We start from the raw sequence: 18,377 nt of genomic DNA, 5'->3' as shown, positions 1-18,377 counted from the left end.
CTCGAGGGTGTCGCGCTCGCGGGCGAGCTCGCCCGCCATCGCGGCGGCCAACTCGGGATCGAGCTCACCGAGAGACTGGGTATTCACCGAAGCGGCGGTGGTAGTGGGCTGGGCCACGATGTGTTTCTCCGTCGACTGGCAGGGAACAGTCGCCACCCAGTAGACGCGACACAGCACACCCACGCTCGCACAACACGATTCGAGAGCTTGCCGGTGTGCGCCCGATCCGCGAGGCGACGACCGCCGGACGCGGCGCGCCCGGCACAGTGGCAGGTCTTCGGACTCGCGGGCATCGGCTGGGGACCCCCACTGCCACCTACTGACCGTCGCTTCCCGGACACACCCGTGCCCAGTGCTGTTGACGGCGTTCGTTCCTGCTCACCGCTGCGGGACAGCCCCGGATTCTCACCGGGTTCCCTCTCCACCCCGAAACGCCTACGGCGCGGGACGTCGACACCGGCGACCGAGCGGGGACTCCCGACATCCAGGCCACCGGCGAACCAGCTGCTCCCACAGGATACGACATGGCGCACCGCCGCCCCACCCCACCGATCCCACAGCAGCCGAGCGCAGGCCCCGCGCCCCCGATTGACACCCCGGTCCGCCCGATCCCGTGTCGCCCGATCCCCTCGGCTCCCCCACCGGTCCTCCGGGAAGCAGAACCGGCTGATCGGTGAGGCGATCGGCGGGCTGCCTACCGGGCGGCCCCAGCACGCCGTGGATCTGGACTAGGATGGTCGCCGCAGCTGGTTCACGTTCACCGTGCAGAGTCGGAGCCCCGAACTCCAGTGATCGTGTCGAAGCCGGACCCCGGGACACCGGGACCCGGCGAGAGGGAACCCGGTGGGAATCCGGGACTGTCCCGCAGCGGTGAGTGGGAACGACCGCCGTCATCGAGCACTGGGCACCCGCCTGGGAAGCGACGGCCACTAGGTCGGCCGAATCCGGCCGGTGCCCATGAGTCCGAAGACCTGCCCGCTGTGCCGGACACGCCGTGTCCGGCGGCCTCCGCCTCGAGGATTGGGCGCACGGACCGATATTTCACCGACCCGCCAGGAGACCCTGGGAACGGGCGCGCGAGCCTGCCTCGCACGTACCGCACGGTCGGAGGTCGGTGCTGCCCGCTACAGGCGATGGCTATCCGCATCTGCACCGGAGACGATCATCGTGGCCGTTTCGCCCACCCCCTTCACCGCCACCGTTCTCGGACTGCCCCGCGTGGGGCCGAACCGGGAACTCAAGCGCGCCACCGAGGCCTACTGGGCCGGCAAGGCCGACGCCGAACACCTGCGCACCGTCGCGCGCGAGTTGCGCCATGCCCACCTGAGCGTGCTCGCCGCCGCGGGTCTGGACTCCATCCCGGTCGGCACCTTCTCCTACTACGACCAGGTTCTCGACACCGCGGTCCTGCTCGGTGCGCTGCCCCAGCGCGTCGCCGGGATCACCGATCCGCTCGATCGCTACTTCGCCGCGGCCCGCGGCACCGACACGATCGCCCCGCTCGAGATGACGAAGTGGTTCGACACCAACTATCACTACATCGTCCCCGAGATCGACGCCCAGACGCAGTTCTCACTGAACCCGGAGAAGCTGTTCTCCGAACTCGCCGAAGCCGATGAACTCGGCATCCCGGCCCGTCCCGTCGTCATCGGGCCACTGACCTTCCTGAAACTGGCCAAGCACGCCGAAGGCGGCGCGCTGGACCGCCTCGCCGAGCTCCTCCCGCTCTACCGGGACCTGCTGTCGCGGCTCGCGGCCGCGGGTGTCGCGTGGGTCCAGATCGACGAGCCCATCCTGGTCACCGATCTCACCGACGCCGAGCTGGCCGCCGTGCGCGCTACCTACACCGAGCTCGCCTCGGACACCGACCGGCCCGCGATCCTGATCGCCACCTACTTCGGGCACACCGACGCCGCGCTCGCCGAGATCGCGGCGACACCGGTCGACGGAGTCGCGGTCGACTTCACCGCGGGCACCACCGTCGAGGCGGTGGCCTCGGTCCCGGCCCTGACCCACAAGCTGCTGGTGGCCGGCGTGGTCGACGGCCGCAACATCTGGCGCACCGACCTCGACGCCAGCCTGAGCACCCTGGGCTCGCTGCTCGGCAGCGCGGCCTCGGTCGCGGTATCGACGTCCTGCTCGCTGCTGCATGTCCCGTACTCGCTGACCCCGGAAACCGCACTCGACGAGCGGCTGCGCTCGTGGCTGGCGTTCGGCGCCGAGAAGGTCGACGAGGTCCGATTGCTGGCCACCGCTCTCACCCAGGGCACCGACACCGTCGCCGCCGAACTGCGCGCCGCCCGCGACGCCGCCGAATCCCGCCGCACCGATCCCCGCCTGCACAACGACACCGTCCGCGCACGCCTGGCGGCACTGACTCCCACCGATATCGAGCGGGCGCCCGCCGACGAACGCCGCGCCGAGCAGCGTGCTCACCTGGACCTGCCGCTGCTGCCCACCACCACCATCGGCTCCTACCCACAGACCTCAGCAATCCGCCTTGCTCGCGCCGCACTGCGCAAGAACGAGATCGACCACGCCGAGTACGTGGCCCGCATGCGGGGCGAGATCGACGAGGTGATCGCGCTGCAGGAACGCTTGGGCCTGGACGTGCTCGTCCACGGCGAACCCGAACGCAACGACATGGTCCAGTACTTCGCCGAACTCCTCGACGGGTTCGCCGCGACCGACAACGGGTGGGTGCAGTCCTACGGAACCCGCTGCGTGCGCCCGCCGATCCTCTTCGGTGATGTCACCCGCCCGACCCCGATGACGACCGACTGGATCGGCTACGCGCAGTCGCGTACCAGCAAGCCGGTCAAGGGCATGCTCACCGGCCCGGTCACCATCCTCGCGTGGTCGTTCGTCCGCGACGACCAGCCCCTGGGCGAATCCGCCCGCCAGGTCGCCCTCGCCATCCGCGACGAAGTCACCGACCTCGAAACAGGCGGCGCCCGCATCATCCAGGTCGACGAACCCGCGCTGCGCGAACTGCTTCCCCTGCGCGCGGCCGAGCAACCGGCCTATCTGGCGTGGTCGGTGGATTCGTTCCGCCTGGCGACCGCCGGTGTCGCCGACACCACCCAGATCCACACCCACCTGTGCTACTCCGAATTCGGTGAGGTCATCGGCGCGATCGCCGGCCTCGACGCCGACGTCACCTCGATCGAAGCGGCTCGCTCCCACATGGAAGTCCTCGACGACCTCAACGCCGCCGGTTTCGACCTCGGCGTCGGCCCGGGCGTCTACGACATCCACTCCCCGAGGGTGCCCTCGGTCGAGGAGATCACCGCTTCGCTACAGGCCGCGTTGAAAGCCGTTCCCGCGGAGCGGCTCTGGGTCAACCCGGACTGCGGTCTGAAGACCCGCGGTCCGATCGAGGTCGAGGCGTCGCTGCGCAACCTCGTCACCGCAGCGGCGGCACTGCGCTGACCCGCTAGCCCGAAGCCGTGTCGGCATCAGCGCCTGACCGCGTTGATGCCGACACGGGCCCGCACCGCATTGGAGACGATCACCGTGGCAGTCCCGTCAATTCCGTTCACCGCAACCGTTCTCGGCCTGCCCCGGATCGGACCCCATCGCGAGCTCGACCGCGCCGTCGAGGCCTACCGGTCCGGAACCTCCGACGCCGCACAGTTGCACACCACCGCCCGCGAGCTCCGCGACGCCGACCTTCGCGTACTCGCCGCCGCCGGTCTGGACTCCGTCCCGGTCGGCACCTTCTCCTATCGCGATCACCTGCTCGACACCGCGGTCATGCTCGGTGCGCTGCCATCTCGGGTGCTCGATATCGCCGACCCGCTCGATCGCTACTTCGCCGCCGCACTGGGGACCGACACCATCGCCCCACTGCGGTCGGCTCGGTGGTTCGGCACCGACTACAACCACCTCGTTCCCGAGATCGACAAACGGACCCGATTCAGTCTGCATGCCCAGAAACTGCTTGCTGAGCTGGCCGAAGCGATCGCCCTGGGGGTTCCGGCGCGTCCGGTGGTGGTCGGTCCGCTGAGGGGGACCACCTCGATCGACTCGCCGAAGTGGTCCCGCTCTATCAGGACCTGCTCGCACAGCTCGCCGAGGCGGGCGCGTCGTGGGTACAGATCGACGAACCGATCCTCAGCACCGATCTCACCACCACCGAACTGGCCCGGTTGCGATCCACCTATGCCGCGCTCTGCGGCACCCCGCATCGGCCCGCCGTACTCGTCGCCACGCCGTTCGGGCACAACGACAGCGCCCTCGCTGCCTTGTCGGACATGGGCATCGACGGTGTCGCGTTGGATTTCACGGCGGGAGCCACTCTGCGGTCCGTCGCTTCCGTGCCGGCGCTGACCCGAAAGCTGGTGGTAGCGGGTGTGGTCGACGGGGGCGACATCTGGCGCACCGATCTGGACGCGGCGCTGAGCACCCTGGGCTCGTTGCTCGGCATCGCCGGCACGGTCGCGGTGTCGAGTTCCTGCTCGCTGCTTCATGTTCCGGACACGCTCGATTCCGGTTCCGGTATCGACGAGCGGCTCCGGCCCTTGCAGGCCGGCAGTGCCGAGAAGGTCACCGAGATCAGAATTCTCGCCACAGCCTTGGCCGAGGGCACCGATGCGGTGGCCGTGGAACTGCGGGCAGCGCGCGAGGCCGGCGCGCGAGCGCGATGACCATCGATGTGCCGGCGGAGGTGTTATCGCCTGAGACCCGCCCCTACCCGGTTCAACATCTGCCCGAGCAAATGGAGACTTCGAGCTGGTGTCGGCGCTGCGCGGGAGGTGCCGCTCCAGTGAGCGGCGGTAAGCGAATCGACGGTTGCGAGGGTTTTGTCGTCGTTCCCGGCGGCCAGAACCAGAATGAAACGCACATAGTCGCCGATGTCTGTGCCCGGTGGGTGCTGCTCGACGAAACCCCGGAGGCGCGGGGTCAGAGCGGGCAGCGTACGGGCAGTGGGGAACACCACGGCGAGGCCCGCGAGTGCCAGCCGGACTGCCGGACATTCAGATGCCCACCGGTCGAGTAGATCCGGTGTGCACGACCGGACCGCCTCGCGGGCTCGGTCCTCGCTCGCGGAGTCCGCACTCCGCGGTGTGTCGGGCCAGAAGTCGGCCAGGTGGCGGTCCGCGACGGTGGCGATGCTGAACAGCAGGCCGACCGCCCGGAAACGCTGGTGCGGTGGCACTCGGTCATCGATGGCCAGGGCCGCCAGCAAAGGGACGCCGTCGGCAGTACGCGGCTGGCAGGTGTCCTGATGCAGGATCTCGTTGTAGAAGTCTCCGAGAAAGTACCTGTCGTCCGTCCAGAACGGGTCGACCGAGGATTGGAACAACATCGCGGCCTGCGGCGGTCGCGGATCTGTCGAACGGTCGGCTATGACTTCCCGGAAAACCCGTCGAATCGGCGGCTCATCCGGCAGGTCGTTCCGATCGGAGGTGCGCGTGATCATGGCCATCGCAGCCTACTGTGTCCGTCTCGCCATGCGCCTGCTCAACGAGCAGGCCCTGGCCGAGGCGGAAAACTTCCGTGACACCGTCCTGATCGCCACCGAATCCGCCGCCCTGTCCCGGCGCAGCTGCGCTCTCGATCACATATCGCTGGAGTGCTTCTCCGCGATCTGCATGCGAGTCCCCTCTCGCGCACAGATCGGTGGCATACCTGCCACATTCGGGGCTCGCTGACCGGCCACCCGGCTGACGGTGTCGTGCCCGGAGGATCGCCTGATCCTCGTCCGCGCCACGACCGACGGATCGGTCCAGGTGACCGGCGCCGGGTTCTTCCGGGTCCCGTCCGCAAGCGCCGCCGCGTCGGGCTCGAAGGTGACCGGGTGCTGCTGGTGGCACACCGGAACTGCGCCGTCTGCTGATCCATCCCCCGGCCGTGCTATTCCGCGCGCTCATACAACTCGCTGCGGTTGGATCCGCACATCACGATATCGACCACGGCGGCAACGTCGTTGCTGTCGTCGGCTCCAGGAGCGTGGCTTCCACCAGGGCCACCTCGGACGGGAAATGATGCCGCAAGGCACCCTGGCCCGCCCGGGCTCCGCGTCGACCAGCGCGGCGTGTGCCACCACATCGGCCACCGGTCCAGGCGGGGGCATTGGTCGATGCCGTTGACCCGAAAGCGAATTCGGCTTCGACTACCGGCTGACCGGAGCGCGCTAGGCCGTGAGGAGTTCCTAACCTTGCGGTTACCTACCGTGACTTCGGAGAAATAGCACGTCAATAGCGTATACAGGCATGTCGACCACACTGAATACGCGGGGCCCGACGCCGGGAAGTCTGCGCGACGTGGTGTATTCCACGCTCCGCGACGAGATCATGAACGGGCTGATCCGGTTCGGGGAACGTCTGACCGAGCCGAAGGTGTCGGCCAGATTCGGGATCTCGCGCACACCGGCGCGGGAGGCGTTGGCAAAGTTGTGCGCCGACGGGTTGTTGCAGCGCGACGAGGTCGGATACAGCCCGGTGCGGCCCAGCATCACCGGCATCCGTGATCTCTACGAGCTTCGGATCACCCTGGAGCTCGGCGGAATCACACGCGCCATCACCAATCCCGAGGTCCGCCACGACCGGGAACTGCTCGAGCGCGAACGGCAGCGCTGGCTGGACCTCCGGACCGACCCGCCCGCGCAGGAACCGGGTTTCGTCGTCGTCGACGAGAGCTTCCACGTGGCGTTGCTGACCGCGTCGGGCAATCCCGAACTGGTGTCGGCGCTGACCGCGGTCAATGCCCGGATCCGGCATGTCCGGATGTACGACTTCATGGTCAACAACCGGGTCGAGGTGACCATCGCCGAGCACCTCGCCATTCTGGATGCCGTTCTGGCAGAGGACCTTACCCACGCGTACGAGCTGTTGCGCCGGCACATCGGCGAATCGTTGGACGTCGTCGTCGACCGGGTCACTCGCGCCATCGTCGCGATGACCCTGGCGGCCGAGTAGGAGTTTGCGGTGAGTCTGAATTTCGACACTCTGCTGGTGGCCAACCGCGGCGAGATCGCCTGCCGCATCATGCGCAGCGCGGCCGGCCTCGGCCTGAAGACGGTGGCGGTCTACTCCGATGCCGATCTCGGAGCCGCGCACGTCCGGATGGCCGACACCGCCATCCGGCTCGGACCGGGTCCTGCCGCGCAGTCGTATCTGCGCAGCGATCTGGTCATCGAGGCCGCGCTGGCCGCCGGAGCGGGCGCGATCCATCCGGGTTACGGATTCCTCTCCGAGAACGCGGAATTCGCGACCGCGGCCGCCGAGGCGGGCATCGCGTTCGTCGGCCCGACACCGCAGCAACTGCGGATCTTCGGCGACAAACACACGGCGCGCGAAGCCGCCCGCGCGGCGGGTGTTCCGCTGGTTCCCGGCAGCGGCGTGCTGGACTCGGTCGACCACGCGATCGCCGAGGCCGAGCGCATCGGCTACCCGGTGATGCTCAAGGCGGTCGGCGGTGGCGGTGGCATCGGCATGCAGGCCTGCTTCACCGCCGACGAGGTCCGCGCGGCGTTCGAGCGGGTGCGCCGGCTCGCGGTGGCCAACTTCTCCTCCGCCGGGGTGTTCCTGGAACGGTTCGTGGCCAAGGCCCGCCACATCGAGGTCCAGCTGTTCGGTGACGGTGCGGGCCGGGTCGTCAGCCTGGGGACCCGGGACTGTTCACTGCAGCGCCGCAATCAGAAGGTCGTCGAGGAGGCGCCGGCACCGGGACTGCCCGCCGAGGTCACCGCGGAACTGCTCGCGACCTCACGAGCGCTGGCGAGTTCGGTCGGCTATCGCTCGGCGGGCACCGTCGAATACGTCTACGACACCGAGCGCGGCACGGCGTCGTTCCTGGAGGTGAACACGCGCCTGCAGGTCGAACATCCGGTGACCGAGGCGGTGACCGGCGTCGACCTGGTGGCGTGGATGCTGCGCCTGGCCGGTGGTGACACCGGCATGCTCGACGGCCTCCCCGACCACGGACCCGCGCTCACCGGCGCCGCGGTCGAAGCCCGCGTCTACGCCGAAGATCCCGGCAACGACTACCGGCCCAGCGCCGGAACGGTCACGCGGGCACAGTTTCCCGACGACGCCAGGGTCGACACGTGGATCGCGACCGGCACCGAGGTCAGTTCCTTCTACGATCCGCTGCTGGCCAAGGTCATCGCCCACGGCGACACCCGTGCGGAGGCCTTCGAGCGGCTCGCGACAGCGCTCGGGCAGACGCGTGTCTACGGCGTGCAGACCAATCTGCCCCAGTTGCGGGCCGCGGTGACCGCGCCGCTCGTGCTGACGGCCCAGCACGTCACCAGCAGTTTGGCCGGTCTGGAGTGGGCGAGCCGCCGCATCGATGTGGTGCGGGCGGGAACCATGACGACCGTGCAGGACCACCCGGGCCGGATCGGCCTGTGGGAGGTGGGAATTCCTCCGTCGGGGCCGATGGACGACCTGTCGTTCACCCTCGCCAATATCGCGGTCGGCAACGAGCCCGGCGTGCCCGCGCTGGAGAACACGCTGCAGGGACCACGCCTGCGATTCGCCGGGCCGACGCTGATCTGTGTGACCGGAGCGCCCACCGTGGTGACCGTCGACGGGGACCCCGTCCCGATGTGGGAACCGGTCGCCGTCGCCGCGGGCGCGACACTGGATATCGGCTCGCCCACCGACGCGGGTCTGCGCACCTATCTCGCCGTGCGCGGTGGCATCGACGCACCGCTCTACCACGGCAGCGCGGCGACTTTCGCGCTCGGCGGGTTCGGCGGCGTGACCGGCAAGGCCGTCGCCGACGGTGACGTCCTCGGCGTCGCGGCCGTCGACGCGGACCGGCCCGACACCTCGGCCGCGGTGCCGGTCGAGCACCGGCCGGTGTTCACCCACGACTGGGCCTTGGCGGTGGGTGAGGGTCCGCAGACCGCACCGGCGTACTTCACCGACGCCGACATGGCGCAGTTCTACGACGCCCGCTGGAAGGTGAGCAGCCACGCCAACCGCACCGGGATCCGGCTCGAGGGACCGAAGCCGCAGTGGTCGCGCACCGACGGCGGCGACGCCGGATTGCATCCGTCGAACCTGCACGACAACCCCTACAGCGTCGGCGCGCTCAATGTCTCCGGTGACACCCCGATCCTGCTCGGCCCCGACGGCCCGAGCCTGGGTGGGTTCGCCTGTCCGCTCACCGTCGTCTCCGCCCACCGCTGGCAGCTCGGTCAGCTGCGGCCCGGCGACACCCTGCGCTTCGTCCCCGTCAGCGACACGACTGCCACCGCCTTGCGTGCCTCCCCCGCCGTCCGCGCCACCGGCGTGGTCGGCGAACAGGCTGCGCCGCTGCATGATCGCGGCGTTCTTCGCCGCGAACCGGGCACCCTCGATCGGCCCGACGTGGTGTATCTGCGTGGCGGCGACGACAACGTCCTCGTCGAGTACGGCGCCATGGAACTCGACCTGGGTCTGCGGATGCGCGTCCACGCCCTCGCACAGGCGCTGGCCGCGGCGGCCCCGGCCGGGATCATCGATGTCACCCCGGGCGTGCGGTCGCTGCACATCCACGTCGATCCCGACACGCTGCCCCAGCACCGGCTGATCGGATTGCTCGCCGAGCTGGAACTCGAGCTGCCCGCGACCGCGGACCTGGTGGTGCCCAGCCGTACCATCCGGTTGCCGCTGTCGTTCGACGACCCGTCGATCGCCACCGCGATCGATCGCTATCGCAACGGGATTCGCGACACCGCGCCCTGGCTGCCGTCGAACACCGAGTTCATCCGGCGCATCAACGGGCTCGACAGCGTCGACGAGGTCCGCCGGACCGTGTTCGACGCCGAGTACCTCGTGCTCGGTCTCGGCGATGTGTATCTCGGTGCACCGCTGGCGGTTCCGCTGGATCCGCGGCACCGACTGGTCACCACCAAGTACAACCCGGCCCGCACCTGGACCCCGTCCGATGCGGTCGGCATCGGTGGCAAGTACCTGTGCGTGTACGGCATGGAGTCCCCCGGTGGCTATCAGCTGATCGGACGCACGATCCCGATCTGGTCGAGCTACCGGCAGACTCCGCCGTTCGAGGACGGCACGCCGTGGCTGTTCCGGTTCTTCGACCGCATCGTGTGGGAGCCCGTCACCGCCGAGCAGCTCCTCGACTATCGTGCCGCCGCCAGGGCGGGCCGGTTCGACGCCGAGATCAGTGACGGCACCTTCGTCCTGGCCGATCATCTGAACCTGTTGCGCGACAACGCCGATGACATCGCGGCTTTCGAGGCGAAGCAAGCCGCGGCCTTCGATGCCGAGAAGCGGGCGTGGCACGCCGCCGGCGAGTTCGACCGCACGGTCGTCGCCGACGCCGAGCCCGAACAGCCCAGCGACCCGCTCGCCGGCCTGCCGCCCGGCGCGACCCTGGTAACCGCCCCGATGGTCGGCAACGTGTGGCGCATCGACATCACCCCCGGTGCCCGGCTCCGCGCCGGTGACCAGGTTGCCGTGCTGGAGGCGATGAAACTCGAACTGCCCGTGACGAGCCCGGTCACCGGCACCGTACTGCGCGTGTTCGCCGAACCCGGAACCAAAGTAGAACCAGGAACCCCTCTCGCTGTGATCGGAGCCGACGAAGAATGAACACCCTTGCGCCCCAGACCGACGCCGGGCAGGCACCGACCGCTCGGGTCGCCGCTGCCTACGCGCGCATCGCCGAGGTCGACCGGCCCGAGGTCTGGATCACCGTGCGTGCACAGGCCGAGGTGACCGCCGAGGCGGCCGTGATCGAACAGCGTCTCGCCGCGGGTGAAGTACTACCGCTGGCCGGTCTGCTCGTCGCTGTCAAGGACAACATCGATGTCACCGGGATCCCCACCACCGCCGGATGTCCCGAATTCGCCTACACCCCGACCGACACCGCCACCTCGGTCCAGCGTCTGGTCGACGCGGGTGCGGTGGTCCTGGGCAAGACGAATCTCGACCAGTTCGCCACCGGCCTGGTCGGCACCCGCAGTCCGTACGGCGCGGTCCGCAACGCGCATCACCCCGCGCTCATCGCCGGTGGCTCGAGCTCGGGTTCGGCCGCCGCGGTCGCCCTCGGCATCGCCGATCTCGGAATCGGTACCGACACCGCCGGTTCGGGCCGCGTCCCGGCCGCGCTGCACGGCATCGTCGGCATCAAGGCCAGTCTCGGCATCATCCCCACCGACGGTGTGGTCCCGGCCTGCGCCGACTACGACGCCGTCACCGTCTTCGCCGGAACTGTCGATCTCGCCACCCGCGCGGCGGCGATCATGGCAGGCCCGGAGTCACGGGACCCCCGTAGCCGCACCTGGCCCGCCGACGTCCGCTTGGCCGCGCCGCGCGAACCGCGACTGGCGGTGCCGGACGAGGCGAACCTCGCGGCGCTGTCGTCGAGCTATCGTGATGCCTTCGATCGCACCGTCGCCGCGGCCGTGGCGACCGGTGTCAAGATCGAGCCGATCGACATCAGCGGCCTGCTCGAGGCCGCGCGGCTGCTCTACGGTGGCGCGATCGTCGCCGAACGATATGCCGCGGTCGGCGCGTTCCTCGAGACCCGTCCCGCCGGTGCCGATCCGACCGTGACCGCCATCATCACCGCCGCCGCGGCGACTACCGGCCCGGCTTTCGCCGCCGACCTCGACGCCTTGGCCCGGGCACGCGCCGACGCGCTCGCGCTGGTCGGATCCTTCGACGCGCTGCTGCTGCCGACCACCACCGAACACCCGAGCATCGATGCGGTGGCCGCCGAGCCGGTCACGATCAACCAGCGACTCGGCACCTACACCAACTTCTGCAACCTGCTCGACATGGCCGCGGTCGCGGTGCCGGGGGAACCGACAGCCACCGGCGAGCCGTTCGGGGTCATGGTCGTTGTCCCCGCGTTCGCCGATCAGGTCGCCGTCGACATCGCCGCCCGGATCGAAGGGGCCACGGCGACAACACTTCTGGTGGACCGCGGCGTCGAGCTGGCCGTGTTCGGCGCCCACCTGCGCGGCCAACCGCTGAACTGGCAGCTCGAGGACCTCGGCGCCCGTTTCGTCGGCGACATCCAGACAACCGACGCCTACCGGCTGACCGCACTGGACACCACCCCGCTCAAGCCAGGACTCGTCCGCACCACCCCCGGCGCGGGAGCACCGATCGCCGGCGAGCTGTTCCGGTTGTCCGAGGCCGCGTTGGGCAGTTTCCTCGCGGGACTACCCGCGCCGATGGCCCTGACCCGTATCGAACTCGCCGACGGCCGCGCGGTCGTCGGATTCACCGCCACCCACGACGCGACGAGCACCGCGACCGACATCACCGAGTACGGAAGCTGGGTGACGTACCTGAACACGCTGTGAGGTAGCGAGCAGCCGGCAGGCTCACGGCACAGCACTTGCCGCGGCGACGGCCTCGGAGGTCGGGCATCGGGCCCGTCTCCGAGGTCGTCGAGCGTAGTGCCGTGCCAGATCTCGGCGATCTACGATCACCAGGGACGCCTCAACAACGTGGATGTGCGCCGTTTCGGGTGTTCGGCTCGGTCACGCGAGAGCGAAGTCGGCTTCGACAATCAGCTGACCGGAGCATGTCCCAGGTCGTGCGCGTTCCCTTCCTCGAATGCCCCGCCGGGCGTCGGCCTGCGCATCATGGTGGGGGGCGGGACGGATATCGCCCTCTACAGCGACCGGATCATCTGCGCCGACGACACCAAGATCGGCTATCCACCGACCCGGGTGTGGGGTATCCCGGCGGCGGGGATGTGGGCGCACCGCCTCGGTGACCAGCGTGCCAAGCGTCTGTTGTTCACCGGTGACTGCCTGACCGGCAAGCAGGCCGCCGAGTGGGGTCTGGCGGTGGAGTCGTGGCCCGCTGACGAACTCGACGCGCGCACCGAAGCCTTGGTGGAGCGGATCGCGCGGATGCCGGTCAACCAGTTCATGATGGCCAAACTGGCGCTGAACTCGAGCCTGCTGGCCCAGGGTGTCGCCACGTCCGGCATGGTCAGCACCGTCTTCGACGGCATCTCCCGACACACCCGCGAGGGCTACGCCTTCCAACTCCGTTCGGCGACCACAAACCCCCACGCCCCGGCACCGGAGAGCAGGCCTGAGATGAGCACGTGCACCGTCATCACCGAACAGCGCGGTCCGGTCACCCTGATCGGGATCAACCGCCCCGAGGTGCGCAACGCTGTCGACCTGGTCACCGCGAGCTCCCTCGCCGACGCCCGGTCGCCCGCCGCCGACACCCTCACCGGTGCAGGGCAATTTGCCGCGAGCACGGGCGGACATGGCAGTTTCGACACCCCAACATCTCCCGCAAACGTGACGTACGTGAGAGGGGCACCAACTACCCGGCAGCGGCCGACCGGCGGGTGACCGGTTCGTACCGCTCCCAGCGCGGACCGTCCTCGCGGAATCAGTTCGGGCGCGGCAGCTTTCAGAGCTGACCAGCAGGAGCCGCGAGGCTTGACCGAGATCGATCACCTCTGCCCTGCGCGTGGATGCACGCTCCAGGCGAGCATTCGGTGCGCGATTCAGAGGTTGGTGTCGAAGAAGGGGATCAGCGCGTCGAGGGCGATCTTCACCGGCTCGGGGCGGTCGTAGAGGTCGTAGTGTGAGTACCCTTCGGCCACGACCAACTGCTTCTTCTCGGACCGGGCGCGACGGTAGATCTCGAGTCCGTCCCGATAGGAGCCGAACGCCCCCGGCTTGTCGCCGACGACGACGCACAGTGGCTGGGTGAGCAGTACTTCCGCATGGGTGAACGCGTCCCAACCGTATCCCGCGGCGCGCCGCGAGATCATGCTGCGCGTTGTGCCGTGGGGCTGCCGGCCACGGGAGGTCGTGTAGTACTCGGTTGCCTCGACGACGTCGATGTCGAGTCCCTCGGCGGCCTCCACCGAGGGTGGGAGGAGGTTCTCGACAACCGGATCGGCGCCACGGGCTTCGGCCGTGCGCTGAGCCGCGATCGCCGCCAAGGCCGTGATCGGGTCGTATCCGCTGAAAGCTTCATGGAGCAAGTAACCGAAGTTCACGCCGACGACGCTGCCGACGACCTTGATTCGCCGTTCGGTCGTCGCGGCGCTGATGGAGTACCCTCCCCCACCACAGATTCCGAGCACTCCGATCCGGTCCGTGTCGACGTACGGGAGGGTGACGAGGTGGTCGATGACGTAGCTGAAGTCCTGCACGCGCTGCGTGGGATCTTCGATGAATCGGGGCTCACCACCGCTGGCGCCCTGGTAGCTGGCGTCGAAGGCGACGGCGACGTAGCCCGCGTCGGCGAGTGCTGTTCCGTAGACATTCCCCGAGGTCTGTTCCTTGCAGCTGCCGATCGGATGGGCGGTGATGACGACGGGATACTTCCGGGTCCCGTCGAACCCCGGCGGCAGGTAGATGTTCGCGGCGATATCCCAATACGGCGTCTCAACTGTGGCAGAGACGATGTTGTCGATGCTCATGGGGGGGCAATCCCTTCGGATAGCGGCTGCGGCTGTCCGCCGGAGGCCGACGTCGTGCTTCAACCACTGTCCAGAGATTCGTGGTGCCGCGACAGAGTCCCGCTGTCGGGGGTACCCGCAGTTCCCCTCTCGGAGCGGCGGCCACCTCGCGCGTGCAGCGACCGCCGCGGGTGCTTCAAGACCCCGCCGCGGCCGCGAAGGCGGCGGCTCGGTCTCGCAGCAGCGCGACCAACTCGGGTGAGTCGACCACCTCGAACGGCCAGCGCACCCAGAGCAGTCCACCGGCCAGCATTTCGAGGCGGGTGTCGGCGATGCGCCAGTGCGTCCCTGGCTCGCCCGAGGGGAGAACGGCCGGTGCGAAGTCGGTGGCGAAACCGCCCATGTAGGCCTGCACCTGGTCGATCGGGGCGTGGATCAGGATGGTGGCGGCGTACTGGCGTGGGGGTGCTCCCAGTTGGGCGGCCAAGAACGCCCCGGGATCGCCGCCGGGAACCGCGCGTGCGGGAAATCGCAGACCGGTCGGATCGGCGCGGGTGATCCGGTCGGCACGCAGGACCCGCCAGCCACGCTCGAGGTCGCGGCCGATGAGGTACCACCGAGAGCCGCGCGGAACCAAGGCGACGGGTTCGATTCGGCGCACGGAGTCGGTGCCGGCCTCCGTCCCGACCGTATTCATGTATCGCAGTCGAACTTGCTCGGAGTCGCGGCAAGCCAGGGCGAGAACGCCGAGAATTCCGGCGTCCAGCGGTGCAGGATAGGCCCCGGGTGTGACCCCGGCGGCGTCCCCGAAGGCCATGGACGAGCGCAGCGCCCGCATGCGGCGGGTGATCGAAGCGGGGAGTACCTGCTCGATCTTGGCCAGCGCGGTCAGCGCCAACTCGCTTCCGCCTGCCGAGCCGTTCGCCGCCGACGAGGCGAGTGCGGCGGCGAGCGCGAGCGCCTCGTCGGCGGTGAAAACCAGCGGCGGCAGATCGCTTCCGGTGGCGAGGCGGTACCCCCCGACCGGACCGCGTTGCGCGGCGATCCGGTAACCCAGCCCGCGTAGTCGCTCGATGTCGCGACGCAACGTTCGGCCCGGGATGCCGAGGCGTTCGGCCAGCTCCGTACCCGGCCACGAGCGGCGGGTCTGCAGCAGCTCGAGCAGCCGGAACGCGCGTTCGACCGAGTTGGACTCCATCCCAGGACCTTTCCGAAATTGTGGACAGATTATGACCTAATCAACGACCAGTATGGACGTATCAACCCGGCACCACAGCAAAGGAACGCAACGATGACCATCCTCGTCACCGGCGCGACGGGCTCCGTCGGCCGCCACCTTGTCGCCACCCTCGTCGCGCGCGGCGCGTCGGTCCGCGCGCTGACCCGCAAGCCCGAGGACGCGAACCTGCCCGAGAGTGTCGAGGTCGTCGCGGGCGATCTCGCCGATGCCTCGACCTTCGGCCCGCAGGTGTTCGAGGGCGTAGATCGAGTCTTCATCTTTCCGGTGGACGGCGTAGACGTGTTCGTCGAGGCCGCCGTAGCCGCTGGCGTGCACCGCTTCACAGTCCTCTCCTCGCTGGCGGCGGCGATGGAGTTCCCGCGCGACCGAGGATCGGCCAGCCAGCGGCACCACAGCGCCGTAGAAGCCGCCGTCACCGACCGCACAGACGCCTGGACGATCCTGCGTCCCGGAACCTTCGCCAACAACCTGCTCTCCTGGGCCTGGCAGATCCGCTCGGGCGCACCGATCCGGGCACCGTACCTGGGATCCGCGCAAGCACCGGTCCACGAATACGACATCGCGGAAGCCGCGGCCGAGACCTTGCTGTCCGACGACTACATCGGGGAGACAGTCGTGATCACCGGTCCCCAGGCACTGACGCGCACCGAACAGGTCACCGCCATCGGTGCCGTGATCGGCCGTGAGATCCCGCTGGTCGAGATCACCCCCGACGAGTTCGTCAGCGAGACAGCACAGTTCATCCCGCTGCCGATCATGAAGATGCTGCTCGACTACTGGCGCGACACCCTCACCGTGCCCGACCAGGTACGTCCGGTCACCTCCGTGACCGGCAGGCCCGGGCGCACCCTCACCGACTGGATCACCGATCACCGAGCCGACTTCGGCGGCTGATGGGGCAGAGCGCGTTCGGACGGCCCGCCACATCGACTGGGGCGGGCCGTGCCGTGCCCGCCCCGGTGGGTGGTGCTTTCGGCAAGGAAGAAGCCGCATTGCCAGGTTGTCGTCGTGGGGATCGATGACAACCTGCGGTGCCGCGCGGTCAGCCGCTGCCCCGGGTGCGGTTATCGCTCGACCGCGGGGCCCGTTCGGAGCCGCCGATGCGACCTCGCCGTGTAGGGCTGGCCATTGAATGTATCGGCGTATCTCGTGGTGCCCTGCCATGGTCTCCGGGGGGATTCCAACGCGCAGAATCGGACCGCTCGGACTATTTGCCATATGTGCTGGCCTAAGCGAAACGTGCTGGGCTGCATCAGGTCCAGACGTAGCATTGCGGATCCATCCGTCGCCACGCGCGGTTCATCTTGGCGTAGGCGGCTCGGCGGTAATGCGTCCATGTGTACCCGCCGGCGCGGAGCGCGCGGTGGTGGCCGACCCATACCAGGAGCATGACCGCGAGGAACAGGGCGCGGTGAACGGCCATGGTGCAGCGGAAGCGGGTACGGGATCGGTTGCGGAGCAGCACCGCGAGTCGCTCACATTGCAGCCGCACGTGGGGCACCTCGTCGGCGAGGATCTGGGCGCAGACCGCACGCAGGACCGGTGAGCCGGTCGCCCGGCGAATCGCGTTGTAATAGACCATCGCCAGAACTTCGACCATGACCACCGGGGTGGTCCAGACCTCGATATCGGTGATGCTGTACCGAAGCCTGCGAAAGAGCGTGTCACCCCAATCAGCCTCTCGCCGTGGGATTCCCGCATCGTCCAAGATCCGGCCCAACAGCGCGCCGTGACGTTGCTCCTCACGGATGAACAGCTCGATGACATCGCGATACGCGGGATCGTTGGTGGCAGCCGCGAATCGGTCCGCGGAAGCCGCCAGGTGTCGCCCATCCGATGTTTCGCCGAGCTGCCAGGCCTGCAGCGACCGGCGAAGGGGTGCCATCTCGGCTGGAGCTGCCCCGACACCGTTCGATTGCCACGGAATCTCGCGCTGCTGGAGCGCATTCTGCTGGAAGTAGGCCAGCCATTCCTCGGTGGAGCGAACTCGTCGCTCACCCACCCGTTCACCGACCGACGTCGCGTTCTTCGATTCCCGCACAGTCTCCCCCTCTGCTCGCCTCCAGTCGTACCCGAAGCGGGAGTCGGCCGCCAGGTGAACCTGCGACGAGACCGAGGCCGAGCTACCGGGACACTGTTTCCGGTGGCTCGGTATGTAGGCAGTGAACACTCGCTGGCGACCCTCGCCGATGCGCAACCACCTGACAGTCCCGATATCGAGGCGACCCGACGCGCCTTCACCGAACAGAACCGAAAACTTGCGATCTATCGACAGGCGCCGTAGGCCGGGACCGATCCGCAGCTCGTAGCATCCCGCCGAGCCGATCCCGCCGACAAGCATCAGGTGTATCGGAGACTCGGCCTGAAACTGACCTATAACGACAACACGCGGATGGCATCGCCGAAGCGATACCATCCGCGTGTGTAAAGAACGTGTCCGGAGGGGGACTGAGCCTCTACGCACACCAGCTCTCAGAACGAACATCGTTCATGATCAGCTGATGCACAAGTCACCCCGGGTGCGGCGACTATCGGTGTCGAACAGCGGTCTCCGAGAACCACCCACCGTCCAATTCAGCCCGGGCGGGCGTGGCGACCTGTGCTGTCCGCCCCTTGGTGTCCAGAAGATGAATCACATCAATACATGCCAGTTGGTTTGCGTTGGGTATCAGACCTTTTGGCCCGCCATACGCCTGCCTATTTCGCGAAGGCGAGGTGGCGGTGGGCTGGGCGCGATCAGCATTCGACAATCGGCTACGAAGCCGGGACAAGCTCCCGC

Annotated in this window: 10 protein-coding genes, 3 pseudogenes and 2 riboswitches; of the genes and pseudogenes, 9 read left to right on the top strand and 4 right to left on the bottom strand. The window is 68.5% G+C overall.

The window, feature by feature from the left end; all coding sequences use genetic code 11:
* Positions 1–269 precede the first annotated feature (269 nt).
* A riboswitch (cobalamin riboswitch) is annotated at positions 270–449 on the bottom strand.
* Between the two features lie 382 nt (positions 450–831).
* A riboswitch (cobalamin riboswitch) is annotated at positions 832–973 on the top strand.
* Between the two features lie 188 nt (positions 974–1,161).
* The 3 genes and pseudogenes from metE to ACFYWJ_RS19850 all read left to right on the top strand — a co-directional run.
* Positions 1,162–3,432 carry a 5-methyltetrahydropteroyltriglutamate--homocysteine S-methyltransferase gene (metE, locus tag ACFYWJ_RS19860; RefSeq protein WP_387162776.1) on the top strand — a complete coding sequence of 757 codons (2,271 nt, stop codon included), beginning with the start codon at positions 1,162–1,164 and terminating at the stop codon, positions 3,430–3,432.
* 45 nt (positions 3,433–3,477) lie between these two features.
* A pseudogene (locus ACFYWJ_RS19855) lies at positions 3,478–3,948 on the top strand (5-methyltetrahydropteroyltriglutamate--homocysteine S-methyltransferase); the annotation flags it as partial.
* Positions 3,949–4,022: 74 nt separating this feature from the next.
* Positions 4,023–4,649: pseudogene (locus ACFYWJ_RS19850) on the top strand (5-methyltetrahydropteroyltriglutamate--homocysteine S-methyltransferase); the annotation flags it as partial.
* Between the two features lie 23 nt (positions 4,650–4,672).
* On the opposite strand, the gene ACFYWJ_RS19845 reads toward ACFYWJ_RS19850, so the two are convergent.
* Entirely contained in the window at positions 4,673–5,431 is a 759-nt protein-coding gene (locus tag ACFYWJ_RS19845) for a hypothetical protein (RefSeq protein WP_355280432.1), read from the bottom strand.
* Between ACFYWJ_RS19845 and ACFYWJ_RS19840 the strand changes: the two genes are divergently transcribed.
* From ACFYWJ_RS19840 to ACFYWJ_RS19820, 5 genes and pseudogenes are all read left to right on the top strand, one after another.
* Positions 5,424–5,657: a hypothetical protein gene (locus ACFYWJ_RS19840; protein ID WP_355280431.1), complete on the top strand. Its 234-nt coding sequence runs from the start codon at positions 5,424–5,426 to the stop codon at positions 5,655–5,657. The genes ACFYWJ_RS19845 and ACFYWJ_RS19840 overlap by 8 nt on opposite strands.
* Before the next feature lie 561 nt (positions 5,658–6,218).
* The gene (locus ACFYWJ_RS19835; RefSeq protein ID WP_355280429.1) at positions 6,219–6,923 is read left to right on the top strand and encodes a GntR family transcriptional regulator; all 705 of its coding nucleotides are present in this window, start codon (positions 6,219–6,221) and stop codon (positions 6,921–6,923) included.
* A gap of 9 nt (positions 6,924–6,932) precedes the next feature.
* Positions 6,933–10,553: an urea carboxylase gene (gene uca / locus ACFYWJ_RS19830; RefSeq protein WP_355280427.1), complete on the top strand. Its 3,621-nt coding sequence runs from the start codon at positions 6,933–6,935 to the stop codon at positions 10,551–10,553.
* Complete coding sequence (atzF, locus tag ACFYWJ_RS19825) at positions 10,550–12,277, top strand: allophanate hydrolase (RefSeq protein ID WP_355280426.1); 1,728 nt, start codon at positions 10,550–10,552, stop codon at positions 12,275–12,277. The genes uca and atzF overlap by 4 nt, the downstream gene beginning before the upstream one ends.
* 288 nt (positions 12,278–12,565) lie before the next feature.
* Positions 12,566–12,988, top strand: a pseudogene (locus ACFYWJ_RS19820) (enoyl-CoA hydratase-related protein); the annotation flags it as partial.
* Between the two features lie 464 nt (positions 12,989–13,452).
* Here the strand turns inward: ACFYWJ_RS19820 and ACFYWJ_RS19815 are convergent.
* Positions 13,453–14,442: an alpha/beta hydrolase gene (locus tag ACFYWJ_RS19815; RefSeq protein ID WP_355280424.1), complete on the bottom strand. Its 990-nt coding sequence runs from the start codon at positions 14,440–14,442 to the stop codon at positions 13,453–13,455.
* Positions 14,443–14,554: 112 nt separating this feature from the next.
* Positions 14,555–15,556, bottom strand: coding sequence for a WYL domain-containing protein (locus ACFYWJ_RS19810; RefSeq protein WP_355280422.1), 1,002 nt, complete (start codon positions 15,554–15,556; stop codon positions 14,555–14,557).
* A gap of 93 nt (positions 15,557–15,649) precedes the next feature.
* On the opposite strand from ACFYWJ_RS19810, the gene ACFYWJ_RS19805 reads away from it, so the two are divergent.
* Complete coding sequence (locus ACFYWJ_RS19805) at positions 15,650–16,492, top strand: NAD(P)H-binding protein (RefSeq protein ID WP_355280421.1); 843 nt, start codon at positions 15,650–15,652, stop codon at positions 16,490–16,492.
* A 358-nt stretch (positions 16,493–16,850) separates the two neighbouring features.
* On the opposite strand, the gene ACFYWJ_RS19800 is transcribed toward ACFYWJ_RS19805, so the two are convergent.
* Complete coding sequence (locus ACFYWJ_RS19800) at positions 16,851–17,939, bottom strand: ferritin-like domain-containing protein (RefSeq protein WP_355280420.1); 1,089 nt, start codon at positions 17,937–17,939, stop codon at positions 16,851–16,853.
* Positions 17,940–18,377: the final 438 nt, after the last annotated feature.

The organism is Nocardia sp. NPDC003269 (assembly GCF_042888005.1).
Classification (GTDB): domain Bacteria; phylum Actinomycetota; class Actinomycetes; order Mycobacteriales; family Mycobacteriaceae; genus Nocardia.
Note: the sequence above shows the minus strand (reverse complement) of the source record. Positions and strands in the feature narration are given on the sequence as shown.